The organism is Vibrio sp. JCM 18905 (genome assembly GCF_055393305.1).
On sequence record NZ_AP043879.1, the window covers coordinates 1,098,783 to 1,115,904 of the forward strand.

General features: G+C 43.2%; 13 protein-coding genes and 1 tRNA gene. 9 read left to right on the forward strand and 5 right to left on the reverse strand.

What is annotated here, in order from left to right; translation table 11 throughout:
* Positions 1 to 9: 9 nt before the first annotated feature.
* Entirely contained in the window at positions 10 to 621 is a 612-nt protein-coding gene (locus tag ACZ5ZC_RS13325) for a YecA/YgfB family protein (RefSeq protein ID WP_104969249.1), read from the reverse strand.
* Positions 622 to 674: 53 nt separating this feature from the next.
* Here ACZ5ZC_RS13325 and ACZ5ZC_RS13330 point away from each other — a divergent pair, with 53 nt between their 5' ends.
* From ACZ5ZC_RS13330 to ACZ5ZC_RS13345, 4 genes are all read left to right on the forward strand, one after another.
* Entirely contained in the window at positions 675 to 3,095 is a 2,421-nt protein-coding gene (locus ACZ5ZC_RS13330) for a hybrid sensor histidine kinase/response regulator (RefSeq protein ID WP_464931977.1), read from the forward strand.
* Positions 3,096 to 3,614: 519 nt separating this feature from the next.
* Entirely contained in the window at positions 3,615 to 4,064 is a 450-nt protein-coding gene (locus tag ACZ5ZC_RS13335; protein WP_005390779.1) for an L-alanine exporter AlaE, read from the forward strand.
* A gap of 144 nt (positions 4,065 to 4,208) precedes the next feature.
* A tRNA-Ser gene (locus tag ACZ5ZC_RS13340) sits at positions 4,209 to 4,296 on the forward strand.
* 93 nt (positions 4,297 to 4,389) lie between these two features.
* Positions 4,390 to 6,087 carry a site-specific integrase gene (locus ACZ5ZC_RS13345; RefSeq protein ID WP_005459819.1) on the forward strand — a complete coding sequence of 566 codons (1,698 nt, stop codon included), beginning with the start codon at positions 4,390 to 4,392 and terminating at the stop codon, positions 6,085 to 6,087.
* Positions 6,088 to 6,322: 235 nt separating this feature from the next.
* Here the strand turns inward: ACZ5ZC_RS13345 and ACZ5ZC_RS13350 are convergent, their stop codons facing one another.
* The 4 genes from ACZ5ZC_RS13350 to ACZ5ZC_RS13365 all read right to left on the reverse strand — a co-directional run bounded on the left by ACZ5ZC_RS13350 (position 6,323) and on the right by ACZ5ZC_RS13365 (position 8,704).
* Entirely contained in the window at positions 6,323 to 7,261 is a 939-nt protein-coding gene (locus ACZ5ZC_RS13350; RefSeq protein WP_005459809.1) for a hypothetical protein, read from the reverse strand.
* Between the two features lie 174 nt (positions 7,262 to 7,435).
* Positions 7,436 to 7,627, reverse strand: a complete 192-nt coding sequence (locus tag ACZ5ZC_RS13355; RefSeq protein WP_005459836.1) for a hypothetical protein — start codon at positions 7,625 to 7,627, stop codon at positions 7,436 to 7,438.
* A 20-nt stretch (positions 7,628 to 7,647) separates the two neighbouring features.
* Positions 7,648 to 8,115, reverse strand: a complete 468-nt coding sequence (gene rnhA / locus ACZ5ZC_RS13360) for a ribonuclease HI (RefSeq protein WP_025592914.1) — start codon at positions 8,113 to 8,115, stop codon at positions 7,648 to 7,650.
* Positions 8,096 to 8,704: a recombinase family protein gene (locus ACZ5ZC_RS13365; RefSeq protein ID WP_005459841.1), complete on the reverse strand. Its 609-nt coding sequence runs from the start codon at positions 8,702 to 8,704 to the stop codon at positions 8,096 to 8,098. The genes rnhA and ACZ5ZC_RS13365 overlap by 20 nt, the downstream gene beginning before the upstream one ends.
* Positions 8,705 to 8,994: 290 nt before the next feature.
* On the opposite strand from ACZ5ZC_RS13365, the gene ACZ5ZC_RS13370 reads away from it, so the two are divergent.
* From ACZ5ZC_RS13370 to ACZ5ZC_RS13390, 5 genes are all read left to right on the forward strand, one after another.
* Complete coding sequence (locus ACZ5ZC_RS13370; RefSeq protein ID WP_031842384.1) at positions 8,995 to 9,450, forward strand: hypothetical protein; 456 nt, start codon at positions 8,995 to 8,997, stop codon at positions 9,448 to 9,450.
* Positions 9,451 to 10,074: a hypothetical protein gene (locus ACZ5ZC_RS13375; protein ID WP_031791932.1), complete on the forward strand. Its 624-nt coding sequence runs from the start codon at positions 9,451 to 9,453 to the stop codon at positions 10,072 to 10,074.
* A 522-nt stretch (positions 10,075 to 10,596) separates the two neighbouring features.
* A complete protein-coding gene (locus ACZ5ZC_RS13380; protein ID WP_054867757.1) occupies positions 10,597 to 12,234 on the forward strand; it encodes a methyl-accepting chemotaxis protein in 1,638 nt (545 codons plus the stop codon).
* Between the two features lie 463 nt (positions 12,235 to 12,697).
* Positions 12,698 to 13,837 carry an efflux RND transporter periplasmic adaptor subunit gene (locus ACZ5ZC_RS13385; RefSeq protein ID WP_005390787.1) on the forward strand — a complete coding sequence of 380 codons (1,140 nt, stop codon included), beginning with the start codon at positions 12,698 to 12,700 and terminating at the stop codon, positions 13,835 to 13,837.
* Between the two features lie 2 nt (positions 13,838 to 13,839).
* Complete coding sequence (locus ACZ5ZC_RS13390) at positions 13,840 to 17,001, forward strand: efflux RND transporter permease subunit (RefSeq protein WP_048626202.1); 3,162 nt, start codon at positions 13,840 to 13,842, stop codon at positions 16,999 to 17,001.
* Positions 17,002 to 17,122: the final 121 nt, after the last annotated feature.

Consider the following 17,122-nt stretch of genomic DNA (forward strand, 5'->3'; position numbering starts at 1 on the left):
CGTTGTGTCTTATTGTTCTTCAGCTAATGCAACACCGCGCTGAGTAAGACCACATAGCATCACTGGCATGGCATTGAAGATCTCTTCAAACTGTTCTAAGCCTTCCATGCCTTGTTCTGCCAACGTTTCAATGGTCGTTTCTGGATCGTAAAGCATCGTAAGAGAAAGCAAAACACCGCCGAGTAGAGCATTATCTTCGCTGTCCTCTGGCATTAGCGTTTCCCAGTCATCACGAGCAAGTTGCCAACCTTGTAATACACCTTCACAGAAATCACGGGTCTGGCTTGTTACAATATCTTGTTCATCTAACGCGCATCCTTCAGGCCACTGCCAAGATCCTTCTAGAAGAGTAGGACGAGTTTGGTTCCACATTTGTACAATCTCATCAATGTATTGCTCTAATTGCTCACCGTCAGTAAATGGCGCTGTTTCTTCACCACCCCATAAGAATGGCAACCACTCTTGAGGCATTAATACGTTTGGCGCTGCAGCCATCGCTGTTACAAAGCCTTGAGTTTTTGCTAGGTTTAGTAGTTTACCGTCAAGTTCTGGGAGAGAAAGGATGTCTTGTAGTTTCAAAATAGAATACCATTTGTTAATGGGCTGGTTGATTGCGCTCATCTTACCAATCAATTTGTGATAAATCGATATTAGGGAATGATTCACAGACATCTATGGAAATTCGCTCATCACTTAGAAAAAAAAGCATTCTCGCCCTGACACTGTACCTGTGTTTCTTTATCGCAACGATTGGTTCTGTTGCCTATTTGGTTGTCGAGCCTCCGGTTAGGCAAAAGCTAGAGCAAAACCTAGAGTTACGCACCCAACTGCTTGCACTAGAGATTAAAGAGCCTCTCCTTAGCTCTACTGGTGTATTGAGCAGCCTAGCAGGACTCGCCCAGGGGACTGAAAAAATTCAATCTCTCAACACGACAATTCCGCATATTCTCCAATTGAGTGATGAGATGCTCGTCAGTGGTGGCGTATGGCCTAAACCAGAACTCAAAGCTGAACAATGGCGATATAAAAGCCTATTCTTCAATAAAAACAGTGATGGCGGTATTGACCAAATTCACTCCTACAATAATCCTGAATCTGGCGGCTATGATAATGAACCATGGTATAAGGCAGCAGCTGACGCGCCAGTTGGTTCTGTGAGTTGGTCTACGGTTTATATCGACACTTTTACTCAGGTTCAGATGATTACTGCGTCTTCCCCATATTATCAAAACGGTCAATTCGCTGGCGTTGTAACGGTAGACTTATCACTTGATGCACTTTTTCAGTTTATTCGAGAGCACACGAACCTGCATTCTTTAGGTGTGGTGGTTCGCGATGCTGAATCGAACGTGATTATTGAGCACAACTTCCAACTAACAGACGAAATTTATGTCAGTGAGCTTGATTTTGGAGAGTTCGATTGGCGTATGGAAGTTGTCAACGCGAAAGCTAAAGTAGCCGATCAAGTGTTTGAACAAGTCATGAGTGTTGAGGGGAGGATCATTCCATTCTTACTCTTGTGTGTACTGGTCGGGTATTACTTGCTGAATCGTTACATTGTCGAACCGATTGTCCGTATTGCCGCTAAGATTGATGACTCGAAAACTGGCGGGATCATAGACATTGATTACGATAGCGAAGATGAAATTGGACAGCTCATCGAGAAGTTCAATGAAAAAACCATCTATCTAGAGCAAGAGAGAATAAAAGCCCAGGCTTCGACGAACGCTAAAACGGCATTTTTAGCCACATTATCCCATGAAATTCGTACGCCAATGAACGGTGTATTAGGAACCGCTCAGATATTGTTAAAAACACCACTCACCGATGATCAACGTAAGCACCTGAGAACACTTTATGACTCAGGTGATCATATGATGACGTTACTTAATGAGATTTTAGATTACTCAAAAATTGAGCAAGGGCATGTTGAATTCGAAAATACGCCTTTCCCAATTGAGTCGATCATCGGCAGCATAAAAAGTGTTTATCAAACACTATGTGCAGAAAAAGGCCTTCGTTTTAGAGTCGTGTCTCATTTACCAACAGGGCGCTGGTACAACAATGACAAAGCCCGTCTGCGCCAAGTATTGTTTAACCTACTAAACAACGCTGTCAAGTTCACCGACCGAGGCATCGTAGAGGTAGAGCTGACCGAGAAATCGAGCAAGGCAGGTACCAAGTTTATTCTCGCGGTGAAAGATACCGGTATCGGTATTTCTCAAGAAGCGCAAAAACGCATTTTCCGTCCTTTTGAACAAGCGGAGTCCTCGACGACTAGGCGGTTTGGTGGTACAGGGCTTGGTTTGGCGATAGTAAAAGAAATTGCCGAGCATATGGGAGGGCATGTGATTGTGCAGAGTCAAGAGAATGTCGGGACAACCTTTACCGTCGAGATCGCGCTTACGCCTTGTGAGCCTGGGAAAGTGGAAGCAGTTAATGCACATAAGCTGAATTGCAAAGGTTTGAAAGCGCTCATTGTCGAAGACAACCGAACAAATGCGATCATTATGGAAACTTTCCTAAGAGCCAAAGGCTTTGAGTGCACAAGTGTTGAAAATGGTCAGCTTGCCGTCGATGAGGTGGCCGTTCAGTCATTTGATTTGATATTAATGGACAATCATATGCCTGTTCTTGATGGTGTTGGGGCGATATCAGCCATTCGAGCGATGAGTTCGCCTGTAAAGTCGGTACTGATCTTTGGCTGCACAGCGGATGTATTCAAAGAAACACAAGAGCGCATGATAAATGTAGGAGCCGACCACATAATTGCGAAACCAATTGTGGAGTCTGAATTAAATGATGCGTTATATCTCCATGCAGCACGGTTATACCAATACCAGTCGGACTTTGGCGATAATACAACGAATATCCTTGATGCGGAAAAGTGGCTACTAAACTTCTATGTTGCTCTAGATAATGGTCATCTCAACGAAGCGCTAGAGGCTATTTCAGCGATTATTGCTCAAGTCACTCCAGATGCTAATAAAGACGTTTCTTTAGTTGCCGAGCGAATAAGGCGTAACTTAAAGCGTCAGCAGTCTCCAAACCAAGATGATGTCGACACCTTAACGCTCTTGCTCGCATCATCATAGCTTAATCCATATAGCGCGATTCAATGCAATCATGAATTGTCTTTACTCTTCATACCTAACCTTTAGCTGAATCGTCTATTTTTTCCTTACTTTCAATTAGCTTAGCGCTGCTGTTAGATTCTGTCATAAGAGAAACGGTGCGGCTCTCAGTTGCGCTCACATCGGGAATACTCTGAATTTTTACAACTCAGTAGCATAAGTTATTAGAATGATCGTTTATTCCCCGAACTTTATCCTAACTCTCCATCCAAACAATCACTTATCCCACTTTTTGTGTAAGTTAAATCCGTATTTTTCTACCATTTTTACGTCATTTTAGGCGTTTTTAGTTGTTGGTGGTGAAAAAAACCACTTTCATTTTAAAAAATGGTTATAAATTTACAACTTGATTTCAAATACAGTGCCATACGCTGCTTTTTATGTGATTTAATTGCCTTATTAACTGGTCATGTATTTGTTTGACGGTTGATAGTTTTATTTTGTTTATTGTTGGTGGTATTTAATTTTAGGGGTTGGTTAATGAAGTCTCGCGGACCATTTTGTATTCGTCACGCCGCAGCGGATACCTTTGCTATGGTTGTTTTTTGCTTTATCACAGGGATGATTGTCGAGATTTTGATTTCAGGGATGACGTTTGAGCAATCTTTAGCATCACGTACACTATCTATTCCAGTGAATATTGCTATTGCTTGGCCGTATGGCGTTTTTCGTGATTGGGTACTACGTCAGGGTAACAAGGTATCGCCGTCTTCATTTATGAAAAACGTATCTGATCTGGTCGCTTATGTGCTATTTCAGTCTCCAGTTTATGCAGGAATTTTATTCGCAGTTGGTGCGTCTACAGACCAAATAGTGACCGCGGTGACAAGTAACGCCATTATTTCTTGCGGTATGGGAGTGTTGTATGGGTACTTCTTGGACATGTGCCGTCGTTGGTTCCGTGTTCCCGGTTATTCTCAAAGCATCTAAATGACCCAGTTTTGCTCAATTTAGTTACTTAGTGAGCAATCGAGTGGAAAAGGGCGCTTTTTTTTATGTTTAGCCTTGACCATCAGGCACATAATCATTAAATTAGCGCCTCGTTAGCCAATGATGCTAACCAAAAATTGATTCGGTGAGTTGTCCGAGTGGCTGAAGGAGCACGCCTGGAAAGTGTGTATACGGCAACGTATCGAGAGTTCGAATCTCTCACTCACCGCCACATTCTATAAGCCCTTGTAGTGTAAGAACTTCTTATAATACAGGGGTTTGGTGTTTTAATGTAAGCTGCCTACTGGTACAAAGAGTAGGTACAATGTCGAACATCATGGCAAGTCCTTATAAGCATCCTAAAACTGGTGTTTACTACTTTAGAATGGCTGTCCCCAAAAAGCTGGTTCCTATAATCGGTAAGACAGTCTTCAAGAAATCTCTTCAAACGAAAAACCTTTCTGAAGCTAAACCACGATTTACTGAGTGTCTATTCGATGCGCAGAAGCAGATCGCCGTTGCTCAGTTAAAACTATCTAATTCATCCAATGTCGAACTCAATGTTAGAGACTGTGCAATCATCGCAGAGCGTTGGTATGAACACGTAAAGAATGAAGTTGATACCTCTGGTAACTACGATCTTTTCCTAAAAAGGGATGTAGATGCGGAAGGCACAGTCCGTGAATTTGGCTTGTCTGATACTTTGTCCATATGTGGCAACGAGGTTGATACTGCTACTCCTGACCAGCTTCAAGAGCTAGCAGATGAACTAAAAGAGTTTATTGTTGCTCAACTAGATAGAGAGGGTTTAGTTGTCTCTTCTCACAGTGAGTCTTTCCGTCAATTAGCAGTAGCTTTCTATCACTACATTCATCGCATCGAAGCGCTATGTAGAGCACGTTACAACCGTGACTATGGCTACGAAGCAGTATCTAATCCTATTGCAGACAAACCACTGTCAGTCAACCCTTTAGCTAACAAACACCAGCCTAAACGCAAAAAGGCATCTCAATACTCTATATCTAATGTGTTTAAGAGGTATCACCAGTCTGAAACTCTTAAGGACAAAGACGCTAAAGCATTGTATGAGGCAGGCCTTCAGATTGAGCGTCTAATCGAAGTTATCGGAGATCTGGATGTTACTGAAGTAACTCGTGCGCATATCGTTGAGTTTCGAGATACATTGCTTCAGTTACCTAAGTCTAAAATTGCAAGTATCAGGAATAGACCTCTTCTAGAGCAAATTGAACTTGTAAAGATACAAGGTCTAGAGACTTTAAGTGCTACTACGGTGAAGAACTGTCTACGCAAGACCTCTGTTGTGTTTAGCTATGCCGTTGAACTAGGCATCATCGACTCTAATCCACACGTAGGTGTGCGTGTTGCCACAGCGGAGAAGAAAACTGAAGCTAATGAGGGAAAAGGCTACACTGACTCAGAAATGCGTCGACTGTTCCAAGCTGACGTATTTAATGATGTTAATGCTCGTAAACCTTATGGTATGGCTTGTTATTGGGTTCCTTTGTTGTGCAGATATACAGGTGCACGCCTAGAGGAGATGTCTCAACTACATAAGTCAGATGTATCCCAATCAGACTCAGGCATACATTACCTCAATATCCGTCGAGGTGAGGGGCAAAGCGTTAAGAATAACTCTTCACTGAGACACGTACCTATCCCTGCTCATCTGATAGAACTAGGTTTCTTAGATTATGTTGCGGAGTCAGGCGGCTTCTTGTTCCCAGAGCTTAAAGAGAACAAATACGGCAAGAAATCAGCGGCACTCAGTAAGTGGTGGGGTCAAACAGTCAGGTCTCTAGGTATACACACAACCCAACCGGCTCATGCGTTTAGGCATACTTTCAAGACGGCTCTGCGCAGACTGGGTATTGCTGACACTGTTAGTGACGCTATTACTGGTCATACTCCAGCGGGTGTAGGCGGTTCATATGGTACGGTTGAGTTGGAGACGAAGAAAGAAGCTATCGACCGTCTCCCTCGTTTAGCTTTAAGCAGGCTATAAGAACATTACTTAGTTAGAGTTTACAGGTGCTATTGTTTAAACATCTTTTCTGAAAGGTTTTTGTTTAAGTTGTTGTTTTTAAAATATTAAATTTATATCTTTAAGTTTAAATACTCCTATAGTGACCACCTAGAGGTCTCAGCGGTCACGAGTGACCACCCTAGCGTTTTCTCAAAGATAGCCACCAGCTTGGGGATACCGCTAAGATCTCTCTGTGGGTTTTCTGGTGTAAGTGCTAGGTTTTCACCGTGGCTTTTTCTTCGAATTTCTCGTATTCATTAACGTCACCATCACCGTACTTTAGAATGACTTCGTTTTCATCCCAACTACGCTTTACGACAATTCCTAAAGCTCTTTTATCTAAAGTATTTAATGCCTTTCTGAAGGCCATAGGGTTTCTTTGGATTAAATCCTTGAGGGACTCTTTCTGATAACTTATTTCATTGAGTTCTAGTTCTTCTTCAGATAAAGCAGCCTCAAACCTATTACCTTTATAAGCTTTTGATAATCTGCTGATAATTGGAAATCCATCCTTATCGAAATCGTCAGGCATTACCTCAAATCTCTTTAATAGCTTTTTTCTAAGCTTTTCTGCCGCCTTTTGATAATCACTCGACCACTCTTTCACATTAGGTAAACCAACCTCGATACAGGCTTTCTGAGCGTTCAAAATATGTAATCCTTGGGTTTCACTGCAATCAAATAACTTAGCGGTTTCGCGCTTTGAAAGTAGTTCTAGGTTTTCCCCCTGCATCAAAGACTGCTTAAACTTGTTTTGCCATATCTCAGACTGATCTAAGGCTGTACCGTGTTCCACGTTCTTAGTAAGAGAATCTAAATAAGCCTCTGCTTCTGTATAGCCTCGATAAATTTTTACGGGGACTAAAAGGTTTTGGCTTGGGTTGTCTTTAAGGAACTTGTGGCATGCCTCTGTGCGGTGGAAACCGCTCACTACATACAACTCACCGTAAATATCATAGGCTTCTATTGGTTCCCTAATGCCATTACCGTTCTCTAAACTAGTAAGAATGTTTCTGAGTTGCCTTTGTCTACTGTTTTCTGAAGCTGCTCTGTCTGCTCTTTTAGCTATTAACTGTGTTTGTCTGCTTTGAAACCTTTCATCGAGAACAAGCTGTCTAGGGTCAATTTGCTCTAAAGTGCACTGTTTCATCATCGTTTACTGCTGGTATAACTCTATCTTGTGGTTGGTTAGTATGATTGAACCTCACAAACACTCTACCTCTTGATAATTGTGGGTAGGGGGGCGTTAGCTTCCGAGTTTGTTCCTACTTCGATTGCATCGCCCCCTGACGTTTACACAAAATGTGATTTACAAAAGTTCATTTTTTTAAGAGAGACGGCCATACCAGTTGCCTACATGCGTTCGGATTACGGGTAGACCATCTTTTGCCGCTTTCTTTGCGTTTTTCACTGAACAGACAAACCATGCTTTGACTTCAGGTATGCGGTGGTAGTTGTCTATCTCGTTAAGTTCAACTTCTGGTAGGATAAAATCTTCAACTAATGTAGTTTGTTCCATGTTGTTATACCTTTGTAATTTTACTTTTGTGGAATAGCAGAGTAAGCAAGCATGTGAACTCTCTCGTTTAGAGGATGACCATTGTGTGCTTTTACCCACTCCCAAGAAACATTCATTGATTCGTTCAGTTCGTCCAATTTTTGCCATAAGTCTGCGTTAAGGACGGGTTTTCTGTCACTCCTACGCCAACCATTACGCTTCCAGCTACGTATCCATGTAGTAATGCCATTTTTTACATACTGGCTGTCTGTGTGGACTGTTATAGGGTTGTTCGGATATTTCTTATATATAACCTCTAACGCTTTAATTGCTGCCGTTAGTTCCATTCTGTTGCTGGTGGTCTTTCTTTCATGTCCAGAGCGTTCTAGTTTTTTGTCTGCTCTGGTTAGTATGAATGCCCAGCCGCCTATGCATTTCTGCGTAATACATGAACCGTCTGTGTAGGCGTTAATTACTTCTTTAGCGTTGCTAGTTACTGTTGTTTCCATTTTTCTCCTTACTCTTCTTTGATTCTGCGTAGAGGCGCTTAACCGTTGATTGAGAGATGTTAAGCTTCTCTGCGGTTTTGGATATGGACAATCCTTCATTCCTTAGCTTTGCCACTTTATCTGCACTTGCTTTGGCAGGACGACCAATAGTTTTGCCTTCAGCCCTTGCTCTTGCTTGACCCTCAATTGTTCGTTCTCTAATACGATCTTTTTCAAACTCAGCAAAAGCTAAAAACATTTTCAACATTAACTGACCTTCAGGGCTGTTTAGGTCGTTATGTGGTAAATCTAAACAGTGGATATTGATACCTTTGTCCATCAAAAGCTTGATCGTTTGTTGTACATCTATGTTGTCACGTCCCAAGCGGTCTAGCTTTAAGACCACCAGCGTGTCACCTGCAACAAGCTTGTGCTCAATAAGAATCCTGAAGCCTTTACGTTCCAAAGCACAAACACCACCTGATACAACATCTTCAACTACAAAAGCTTCGTTGACTTCATATCCTCTGTCTTTGAAGGCTTGTATTTGGTTCGCTGTTGTCTGCTCTGTTGTAGAGACTCGACAATAGAAATAAGTCCTCGTACTCATTAGCCCTCGCATACCACTCTGAAAAAGTAGTATGGATTTTATGAGCCTAGGTCAAAATGTCAAGGGGGTACTTATGAGACGTTTTTGTCTCATACTATGCGGGTAGGTTCGAAAACGAATGGTTTTGAGCTAGGTATTCCTAATAGGCACGATGACTAAAGAATATAGAGCCTTCCGTGGGTTGTTTATTACCGTAGAAGATTAGGGAGGGTGCTAAAGGCAGGGCTTGAATTTTGCACAAATACTACCATATACATATGTAGGCAGTTTCGCATAATAGAGGGTGAGATATGACAGTGGATTCCGTTATAAAGCTAATAAAAGCGATGAAACCGAATCAATGTTATCTGATAGGAGGCACTTTGATCACTGCGGGCTTGGCTGGTAGCTCATCTCCATTTTGGTACCCATTGGCTGAGGACGTAATAAGAAACACTTTAAACTTAGCATCAGAATCAGACGGCTATAGTGCGTCTCCTGCCACCCTGTTGCTATCAGTATTTACAATGATTTTGGGTGTTGTTCTGATATTAGTAAATCGTTACTTAGAGCATCAAGAGAGAGTACAAAGTAATGAAGTTGATAACGTTGTACCGCTAAGGCCTCAGTCGAAGTCAAGAGCATTCGAAGCTGATTCTGGAGGAGAAGTAATAATTAACGGAGGCAGGGTAAAGAACTACGAAAGAGTTGCAAAGGCATCTAATAAAGGTGTTGTAAAGCTCAACGATACGGATGTGGAGAGGTAAATGAAAAAGTATCATGTCAACTGTTCTAATTGTGGATTGAATATCACTATGCTGCTTCCCACAAGACCTAGTAGGTGTCCTGATTGTAAAGAATACTTTGGCTTTTATGATGTTGATGACGGTGACGAAGATAATTTTGGGGTTCGGATAAGTGATAGTTTTACTAGTGGCGGAAAAAAGTATATTCATGCAGAAGGAGAGTGTTCTGTAGAAACTTATAACGATGTTGTGATGGATGTTGATACTGTTGTCACTGCTATTAAAGGAGCAAAGGTGGAAATGAACAACCCCACGATTGATAAGAAGCCTAATTTTCCAGAAGCGATGGACTATAAAGGTATCGAGATTAGCCCGCCGAAGGTATTCATACTTCAGACAATAGTTAATGATGTTATCGGAGCAGAGCAGACGCTGTCTATGACTCACGGTGAAATCAGAACTTTTTTTAGAGTGGTGACAAACAGAATTCACAACGGTTTAGTGGTCGGTCTTAACGGTGGGGCTTTAACCGGTATTAGATGTTTGTTTTCTAGTGGTCATCAAATGATAGAAATAATTGATACCGATGATCAGTTAACAGATGAAGGTATAGAGTTACTTAAGTATATCGCTGCAAGTACCTAAGGTTCTTAGGAGTCGACTTATCAGTCCTGCTCCTTCTCTGGGGGGCAGATGGTACAAAGAACTGGTACAAAGCTAAGAATTAAAGTAGTATTAACTCATTGATATTAAATAATTTAAATTCGGCAGCTTGCAATCGAGAGTTCGAATCTCTCACTCACCGCCACATTTGAGCCCTAGCAGAAATGCTGGGGCTTTTTCGTATTACGCGACAAGTTCAATCCCAGAGCTGTATATCGTATTGATTCTCAATTACTCATTGAGTCGGCAAGCCCTTCAAAAAAGCCTCCTTTTTATTCATCTTTTGTTACACATTTTCCGTGCAGGTAGTGCGTTTTTATTCGCACGTTGTGATGAGCGTTCCTTATTAAATTTTCCACAAAATCAATTAATTGTTGAAATTAGAACGCTTGTCAAAAAGTCATCAGATATCATGTTTAATAGAGTCTTTTACCTAATGGGATACTCTATTTGTTTGATATAATTTCTGGCAGTTTGTATACCATAATTAAAGAGAGTCTATTCATGTTCCAGAACTTAACGATCAAGCAGAAGATAGTGATTCCGCTGTCACTGATTATTGGATTGTTTATTGTGAGCTCTGTATTAAACGTTATGACAAGTTGGAAACAATCTGAGTTGAGTGAAACACTTAACGAACAGATAGTGCCGAACTTATTAACGATTGAGGATGCTTACCGCGATCTTTACCAAGCGACATCTGCAATCCAAGGTGTTGCTCTTTCTGATACTCAAACCGATATTGACCACCACATCGGTGAATACAAAGACAACGCATACAAAGCGCTGCCACGTATGGAGAAAATGATTGAGCTATCGCAAGCTGGCGTGATGTCTTCTTCACACGGTAATGAAGTGAGAAAGCTTGTCTCCCTAGGTGAAAAATGGTTGGCGAGTTATGAAGCGATGTTGCGTTTACCTCAATCACAATGGCTTGGTTACTACAACGAACACAAACACACCTTTGAAAATCAGTTTATCGAGGTAAGAGCGCAACTTAATGTTGTGAAAGATGCGATAGAAGAAAAACAAAGCCTATTGAAAGATGAAATCTCAGCAGCCGCAACAAGAGCTCAGGTAATTCTTGAAGCGGGCATTGTGATTGTTATTCTGGCCGCTATTGCGATGGCGTTTTTGTTGTTGCAAACCGTCGTGAAGCCTATCAACGATATCAAAAATGCGATGACAGAAATTGCTTCTGGTGAAGGTGATTTAAGCCAGCGAATCGATGTGAAAACACAAGACGAAATTGGCAATTTAGCGAATGCGTTTAATCAGTTTGTGTCTAAAATCCAAGCGACAGTTTCTCAAGTAATTGAAAGTTCGAATACCTTGCGTAATGAGATGGAAAATCTTAGCTCGTTGACCACGACCATCGCGAACTCGACCGTTTCACAGCAAAAAGACAGCGAGGCGGTAGCAGCGGCAGTGCATGAGATGCAAGTCACCAGCAGAAATGTCAGCGATAGCGCCAACGAAGCTGCGGTTGCAAGCCAGACTGCGAATGATGAACTTACCAATACCAATGTTATTTTGGATCAAACCGTTAGCTCAATTCGTAGCCTCGCAAGTGAAATCGAAAGTGCAAGCCACGTCATTAACACATTGGATCATGATGTGAGTAACATTGCTTCTGTATTGGATGTCATTCGTGGTATCGCAGAGCAAACGAACTTATTGGCGCTTAACGCAGCGATTGAAGCAGCTCGTGCAGGAGAGCAAGGGCGAGGCTTTGCTGTTGTAGCCGATGAGGTTCGCTCGTTAGCCAGTCGTACACAACAGAGCACGGGTGAAATCCAAACCATGATTGAAAAGCTACAATCTGGTGCGGGACAAGCCGTAGAAGTGATGCGCGGTAGCCAAAATAGCAGTGATGAAACAATTCAATCGGCAGGGAGAGCGAGTCAATCCCTTTCTGAAATCTTAAACGCGATTTCACGTATGAACGAGATGAACACACACATTGCAACGGCTGCAAGCCAGCAAAGTACGGTAAGTGACGAAGTAAATAGCAACGTACAAGGCATTGCAGATAGCAGTACATCTATTGTGGAAATCGTCAACCAAGCGCAAGCATCTTTAGCCATGTTATCAGAGCAAACCCAGCGCTTAGATCATCAGGTTAGTCAGTTCAAAGTATAAGCTTGAGAACTGCAGTCTCACTGACGAAATAACCCGCTTCTGAGCGGGTTATTTTTTAGATAAGGGTCGAACCTGACTTGTGAAGGCTCGACTATATTTACATCCCTCTTTTACTTAACTTTGTATACCAGAGGTGCAAATAATCCTAGACAGCGGTGACAAACTCTGTACAGCGTGATGATGCTTTTATCATCACTTTTGCTGCTTTTTAACCATTGCAATTGCTCACAGGAAAGTGTGATTTCCAACCCAAAATCTTCAAATTTGAGAACTTCATTACACCTTTACCATAAACGTTTTTCGTAAGCGTATAGAACTGTAAATTTTGTTGTATGTACAACACTGGGTAATTATCATCCTAATTAATTTGTTCTGGATATACATCCGTTAGTCATCATTAAGTCATTCTAGAAGTTTTTAGCAAGGAATCTTGAAGGCTTGTAGGTAAAAGAGAGAAAAGTTCATGAGACGTAAAACCACGCTATCTCTGCTGATTGCGTCGAGCCTTTTTGTGGTTGGATGTCAACCTAGCGAAGAAGGATCGAGTCAAGGTAGTGGTCCTGCGCCCGCAACCGAAGTTGAAGTGTTAACGGTGGAGCCAACTCGCCAAGCGTTAACTGTTGAGTTGCCAGGTCGTAGCCGTGCATTCAAAGAAGCGGAAGTTCGTCCGCAAGTTACAGGCATTATTTCAGAGCGAAATTTTGTTGAAGGCGGCCTTGTTGAACAAGGACAGTCCCTATATCAAATTGATGATTCATCATTTCAAGCGGATTTGCTGAGCGCTGAAGCGGAATTAATCCGAGCTCAAGCAGCGGCAGAATCGACCCATGCCACAGTGAAGCGTTACAGAACCTTGATCACCAAAAAGTCCATCAGCCAACAAGATTTGGATGAAGCAGAAGCAGCATACAAGGAAGCGCAAGCACAGGTCCTAGTCGCAAAAGCTAAGATCAATACGGCAAAAATCAATTTAGATTACACGCAAGTGAAAGCTCCGATTAGCGGTGTGATCGGTAAATCGAGTGTGACGGCGGGTGCGTTGGTTACGGCTAACCAAGCAGCCAAATTAGCGACCATTCAGCAGCTTGATCCTATCAACGTTGATATTGTGCAATCATCCGCGCAACTGCTGCGTTTAAAAGCGGCTCTTTCCCAAGGTCATATGCAAGAAGATGATTCTGCGCAAGTTACATTGATGCTTGAAGATGGCAGCACGTACGAACATAAAGGCACGATGAAATTTACCGAGGTCAATGTGAACGAAAGTACGGGTAGCGTGACGCTTCGTGCTGAATTCCCAAACCCTGACGGTTTGTTACTACCAGGAATGTTTGTTCGTGCGACGGTCATTACTGGTGTTGACCCTGACGCGATTCTGATACCACAAAATACCGTTTCTCGCGATGCGACAGGCAAAGCGACAGTGATGATGGTGAATGGTGAGAACAAAGTGGAAGCGAGACCAGTGAAGACAGCCGAAGCGATCAATAATCAATGGCGCATTATTGATGGTTTGAAAGCGGGCGATAAAGTCATCACTGCTGGGTTACAAAAGGTAGGTCCAGGCAGTCCTGTAACTATCCAAAACGGTGAACAGGAGTAATCATGGCACGATTTTTTATCGATCGTCCGGTATTTGCTTGGGTTCTCGCAATTCTAACGATGTTGGCGGGGGTAATGTCATTATTCAATTTACCCGTCTCGCAATACCCAACGATTTCACCGACAACGATCACCATCAGTGCTCGTTATCCAGGTGCATCAGCGAAAACCGTTGAAGACTCGGTAACGCAGGTTATCGAGCAAAATATGACGGGATTAGATTATCTTCGCTACCTATCATCGAGTAGTGATGCATTCGGTAATGCGACAATTACCCTGACGTTTGATAGCGAAGCTGATCCTGATATCGCGCAAGTACAGGTGCAGAACAAGCTGCAATTGGCATTGACATCATTGCCGATGGAAGTACAAAACCAAGGTATCGTCGTGAATAAATCCAACACGGCGTTTCTCATGGTGGTGGCAGTTTATTCTGAAGATCCTGACTTTACAGAAAACGATATCGGCGACTTTGTTGTAACGAATATTCAAGACCCGATAAGTCGTGTAACTGGCGTAGGACAAGTGCAGGCGTTTGGTGCGCAGTATGCGATGCGAGTCTGGCTGGACCCATTTAAGCTTACGCAGTTCAACTTGACCGCAATCGACGTAGCAAATGCTATCAGTGAACAGAACGCGCAAGTTTCTTCAGGTCAACTTGGTGCAGCACCTGCGCAGGAAGGTCAGCTGTTGAATGCAACGATTTCATCTGCAAGTCGTTTGAGCAGTGTGGAAGAGTTCCAAGACATCATTCTTAAGTCTGACGCCAGTGGTTCGAATGTTTATTTGAAAGATGTGGCTCGTGTTGAACGTGGTGCAGAAAGTTACGATATTCGAGGCCAATATAATGGCTTCCCAGCATCGGGTTTAGGTATTTCATTAGGTACTGGTGCAAACGCGCTTGAGACTGCCAATGCGGTGAAAGAGCGTTTAGAACAACTGAGTGCAACGTTCCCAGAAGGGTTGCAGATTGCTTACCCATTTGAAACTACGCCATTCGTCAAAGCCTCGATTCAAGAAGTGGTTAAAACGCTATTAGAAGCCATTCTTCTTGTGTTCTTAATCATGTACCTGTTCTTGCAGAACTTCCGTGCGACGATCATTCCAACGATCGCAGTGCCTGTCGTACTGCTCGGCACCTTCGCTATTTTGTACGCGACTGGATTTAGCGTAAACACGTTAACCATGTTCGCGATGGTTCTGGCTATCGGTTTGCTGGTGGACGATGCCATCGTTGTGGTGGAAAACGTCGAGCGTGTGATGCATGAGGATGGGTTAGAGCCCAAAGAAGCGACCAAAAAATCGATGGGGCAGATCACTGGTGCTCTGATTGGTGTAGGTCTGACGCTTTCTGCGGTATTCGTCCCTATGGCGTTTATGTCTGGTTCTACAGGGGTTATTTACCGTCAGTTCTCGATAACGATTGTGGCGGCGATGACACTTTCAGTTTTGGTAGCGATAATTCTGACTCCGGCATTGTGTGCTACGTTGCTGAAAAAAGGCGATGCTGAGCTTCTAGAGAAGAAAGGCTTCTTTGGCTGGTTTAACCGCAAGTTTGATGCGATGACAGCAGGCTATGAAACCGGCGTTGCCAAACTTCTAAAACGCACAGGTCGCATGTTGGTTGTATTTTTGGCAATGAGTGCAGGTGCTGGCTGGTTGTTTATGAATCTTCCAACGTCATTTTTGCCAGATGAAGACCAAGGCACAGTATTCTCAATGGCTATTTTGCCGCCTAACTCAACACAAGAACAGACGGAAAAAACACTTGAGAAAATGCGTGACTTTTACCTAGTAGACGAAAAAGACAATGTAAAGTCTGTCTTCTCCGTTGCTGGATTTAGTTTCGCAGGCCAAGGCCAAAACATGGGGATGGCATTTATCGGTCTGAAAGATTGGTCAGAGCGTGAAGCGCCGGGTGCTGATGCAGCTTCCATTACGGGTCGAGCGATGGGGTACTTCTCAACCATCAAAGAAGCACTGGTGTTTGCATTTGCACCTCCTGCGATTCAAGAATTGGGTAACTCGACAGGCTTTGATTTCTATCTTCAAGATTCGTTGAACAAAGGTCACGACGCATTGGTCGCTGCGCAAGGTCAACTGCTTGGCATGGCTGCACAAAACCCGAAACTTGTCGGTGTTCGTCCGAATGGCCAAGCAGATGCGCCAATGTACAAAGTGAACATTGACCACGTTAAACTGCGTGCTCTGGATGTTAGCATTAATGACGTCAACCAAATCCTGTCAGCGGCATGGGGCGGGGCGTACATTAACGACTATATTGATCGCGGTCGAGTGAAAAAAGTCATGATGCAAAGTGATGCGGAATACCGTATGCAGCCAAAAGACTTCGATTCGTGGTACGTGCGCAACTCAAAAGGTGAGATGGTACCTTTCTCTGCCTTTGCGAGCGGAGAGTGGACGTATGGTTCACCTCTTTTGCAGCGTTTTGATGGTTTGCCAGCGATGAATATCCAAGGCGGCGCAGCTCCTGGCGTCAGTACTGGTGAAGCCATGGCAGAAATTGAAGCAATGGTAGAAAAGCTACCAGAAGGCTTTACGGTGAACTGGAATGGTATTTCGTATGAAGAGCGTCTGTCTGGAAACCAAGCGCCAATGTTATATGCGCTGTCTATCCTCGTCGTATTCTTAGTACTTGCCGCTTTGTATGAAAGCTGGTCCGTACCTTTCGCCGTGGTGTTAGTTGTGCCTCTTGGTGTGCTTGGTGCTGTGCTCGCGGTAATGACGCGAAGTATGGACAACGATGTATTCTTCCAGGTGAGTTTATTAACGACGGTCGGCTTGGCAACTAAAAACGCCATTCTGATTGTTGAGTTTGCGAAAGATTACTACGAGAAAGGCGCTGGCCTTATCGAAGCAACCCTACATGCCGTTCGTGTTCGTCTGCGCCCAATTATTATGACATCGCTTGCCTTTGGTCTAGGTGTAGTACCGCTTGCTATCAGCTCTGGCGTGGGCTCAGCAGGTCAAAATGCGGTAGGTACTGGTGTACTTGGTGGCATGATCAGTGCGACAATCTTAGGTATATTCTTTGTGCCAATCTTCTTTGTGGTGGTTGAGCGATTGTTTGATCGACGTGCGAGGAAAGAATCGGAGGCAGAGTTGTCTGAGACTAATCCTAAACCGGCTCAGCAAAGCGAGTAAGACTTGGTTGCTGTAACTAAGTTATACTGGTGATAATAAACACGATAAAAGGGCGCTTCGGCGCTCTTTATTTTATGTTTTCACTTGGTGGTTACCGTCTTTGACGCAAACTTGAAGGGGG

Bases quoted from the DNA above. Each gene is read 5' to 3' on its own strand.
- ACZ5ZC_RS13325 (WP_104969249.1), bottom strand. From the start codon at position 621: ATGAGCGCAATCAACCAGCCCATTAACAAATGGTATTCTATTTTGAAA.
- ACZ5ZC_RS13330 (WP_464931977.1), top strand. From the start codon at position 675: ATGGAAATTCGCTCATCACTTAGAAAAAAAAGCATTCTCGCCCTGACA.
- ACZ5ZC_RS13335 (WP_005390779.1), top strand. From the start codon at position 3,615: ATGAAGTCTCGCGGACCATTTTGTATTCGTCACGCCGCAGCGGATACC.
- ACZ5ZC_RS13345 (WP_005459819.1), top strand. From the start codon at position 4,390: ATGTCGAACATCATGGCAAGTCCTTATAAGCATCCTAAAACTGGTGTT.
- ACZ5ZC_RS13350 (WP_005459809.1), bottom strand. From the start codon at position 7,261: ATGATGAAACAGTGCACTTTAGAGCAAATTGACCCTAGACAGCTTGTT.
- ACZ5ZC_RS13355 (WP_005459836.1), bottom strand. From the start codon at position 7,627: ATGGAACAAACTACATTAGTTGAAGATTTTATCCTACCAGAAGTTGAA.
- rnhA (WP_025592914.1), bottom strand. From the start codon at position 8,115: ATGGAAACAACAGTAACTAGCAACGCTAAAGAAGTAATTAACGCCTAC.
- ACZ5ZC_RS13365 (WP_005459841.1), bottom strand. From the start codon at position 8,704: ATGAGTACGAGGACTTATTTCTATTGTCGAGTCTCTACAACAGAGCAG.
- ACZ5ZC_RS13370 (WP_031842384.1), top strand. From the start codon at position 8,995: ATGACAGTGGATTCCGTTATAAAGCTAATAAAAGCGATGAAACCGAAT.
- ACZ5ZC_RS13375 (WP_031791932.1), top strand. From the start codon at position 9,451: ATGAAAAAGTATCATGTCAACTGTTCTAATTGTGGATTGAATATCACT.
- ACZ5ZC_RS13380 (WP_054867757.1), top strand. From the start codon at position 10,597: ATGTTCCAGAACTTAACGATCAAGCAGAAGATAGTGATTCCGCTGTCA.
- ACZ5ZC_RS13385 (WP_005390787.1), top strand. From the start codon at position 12,698: ATGAGACGTAAAACCACGCTATCTCTGCTGATTGCGTCGAGCCTTTTT.
- ACZ5ZC_RS13390 (WP_048626202.1), top strand. From the start codon at position 13,840: ATGGCACGATTTTTTATCGATCGTCCGGTATTTGCTTGGGTTCTCGCA.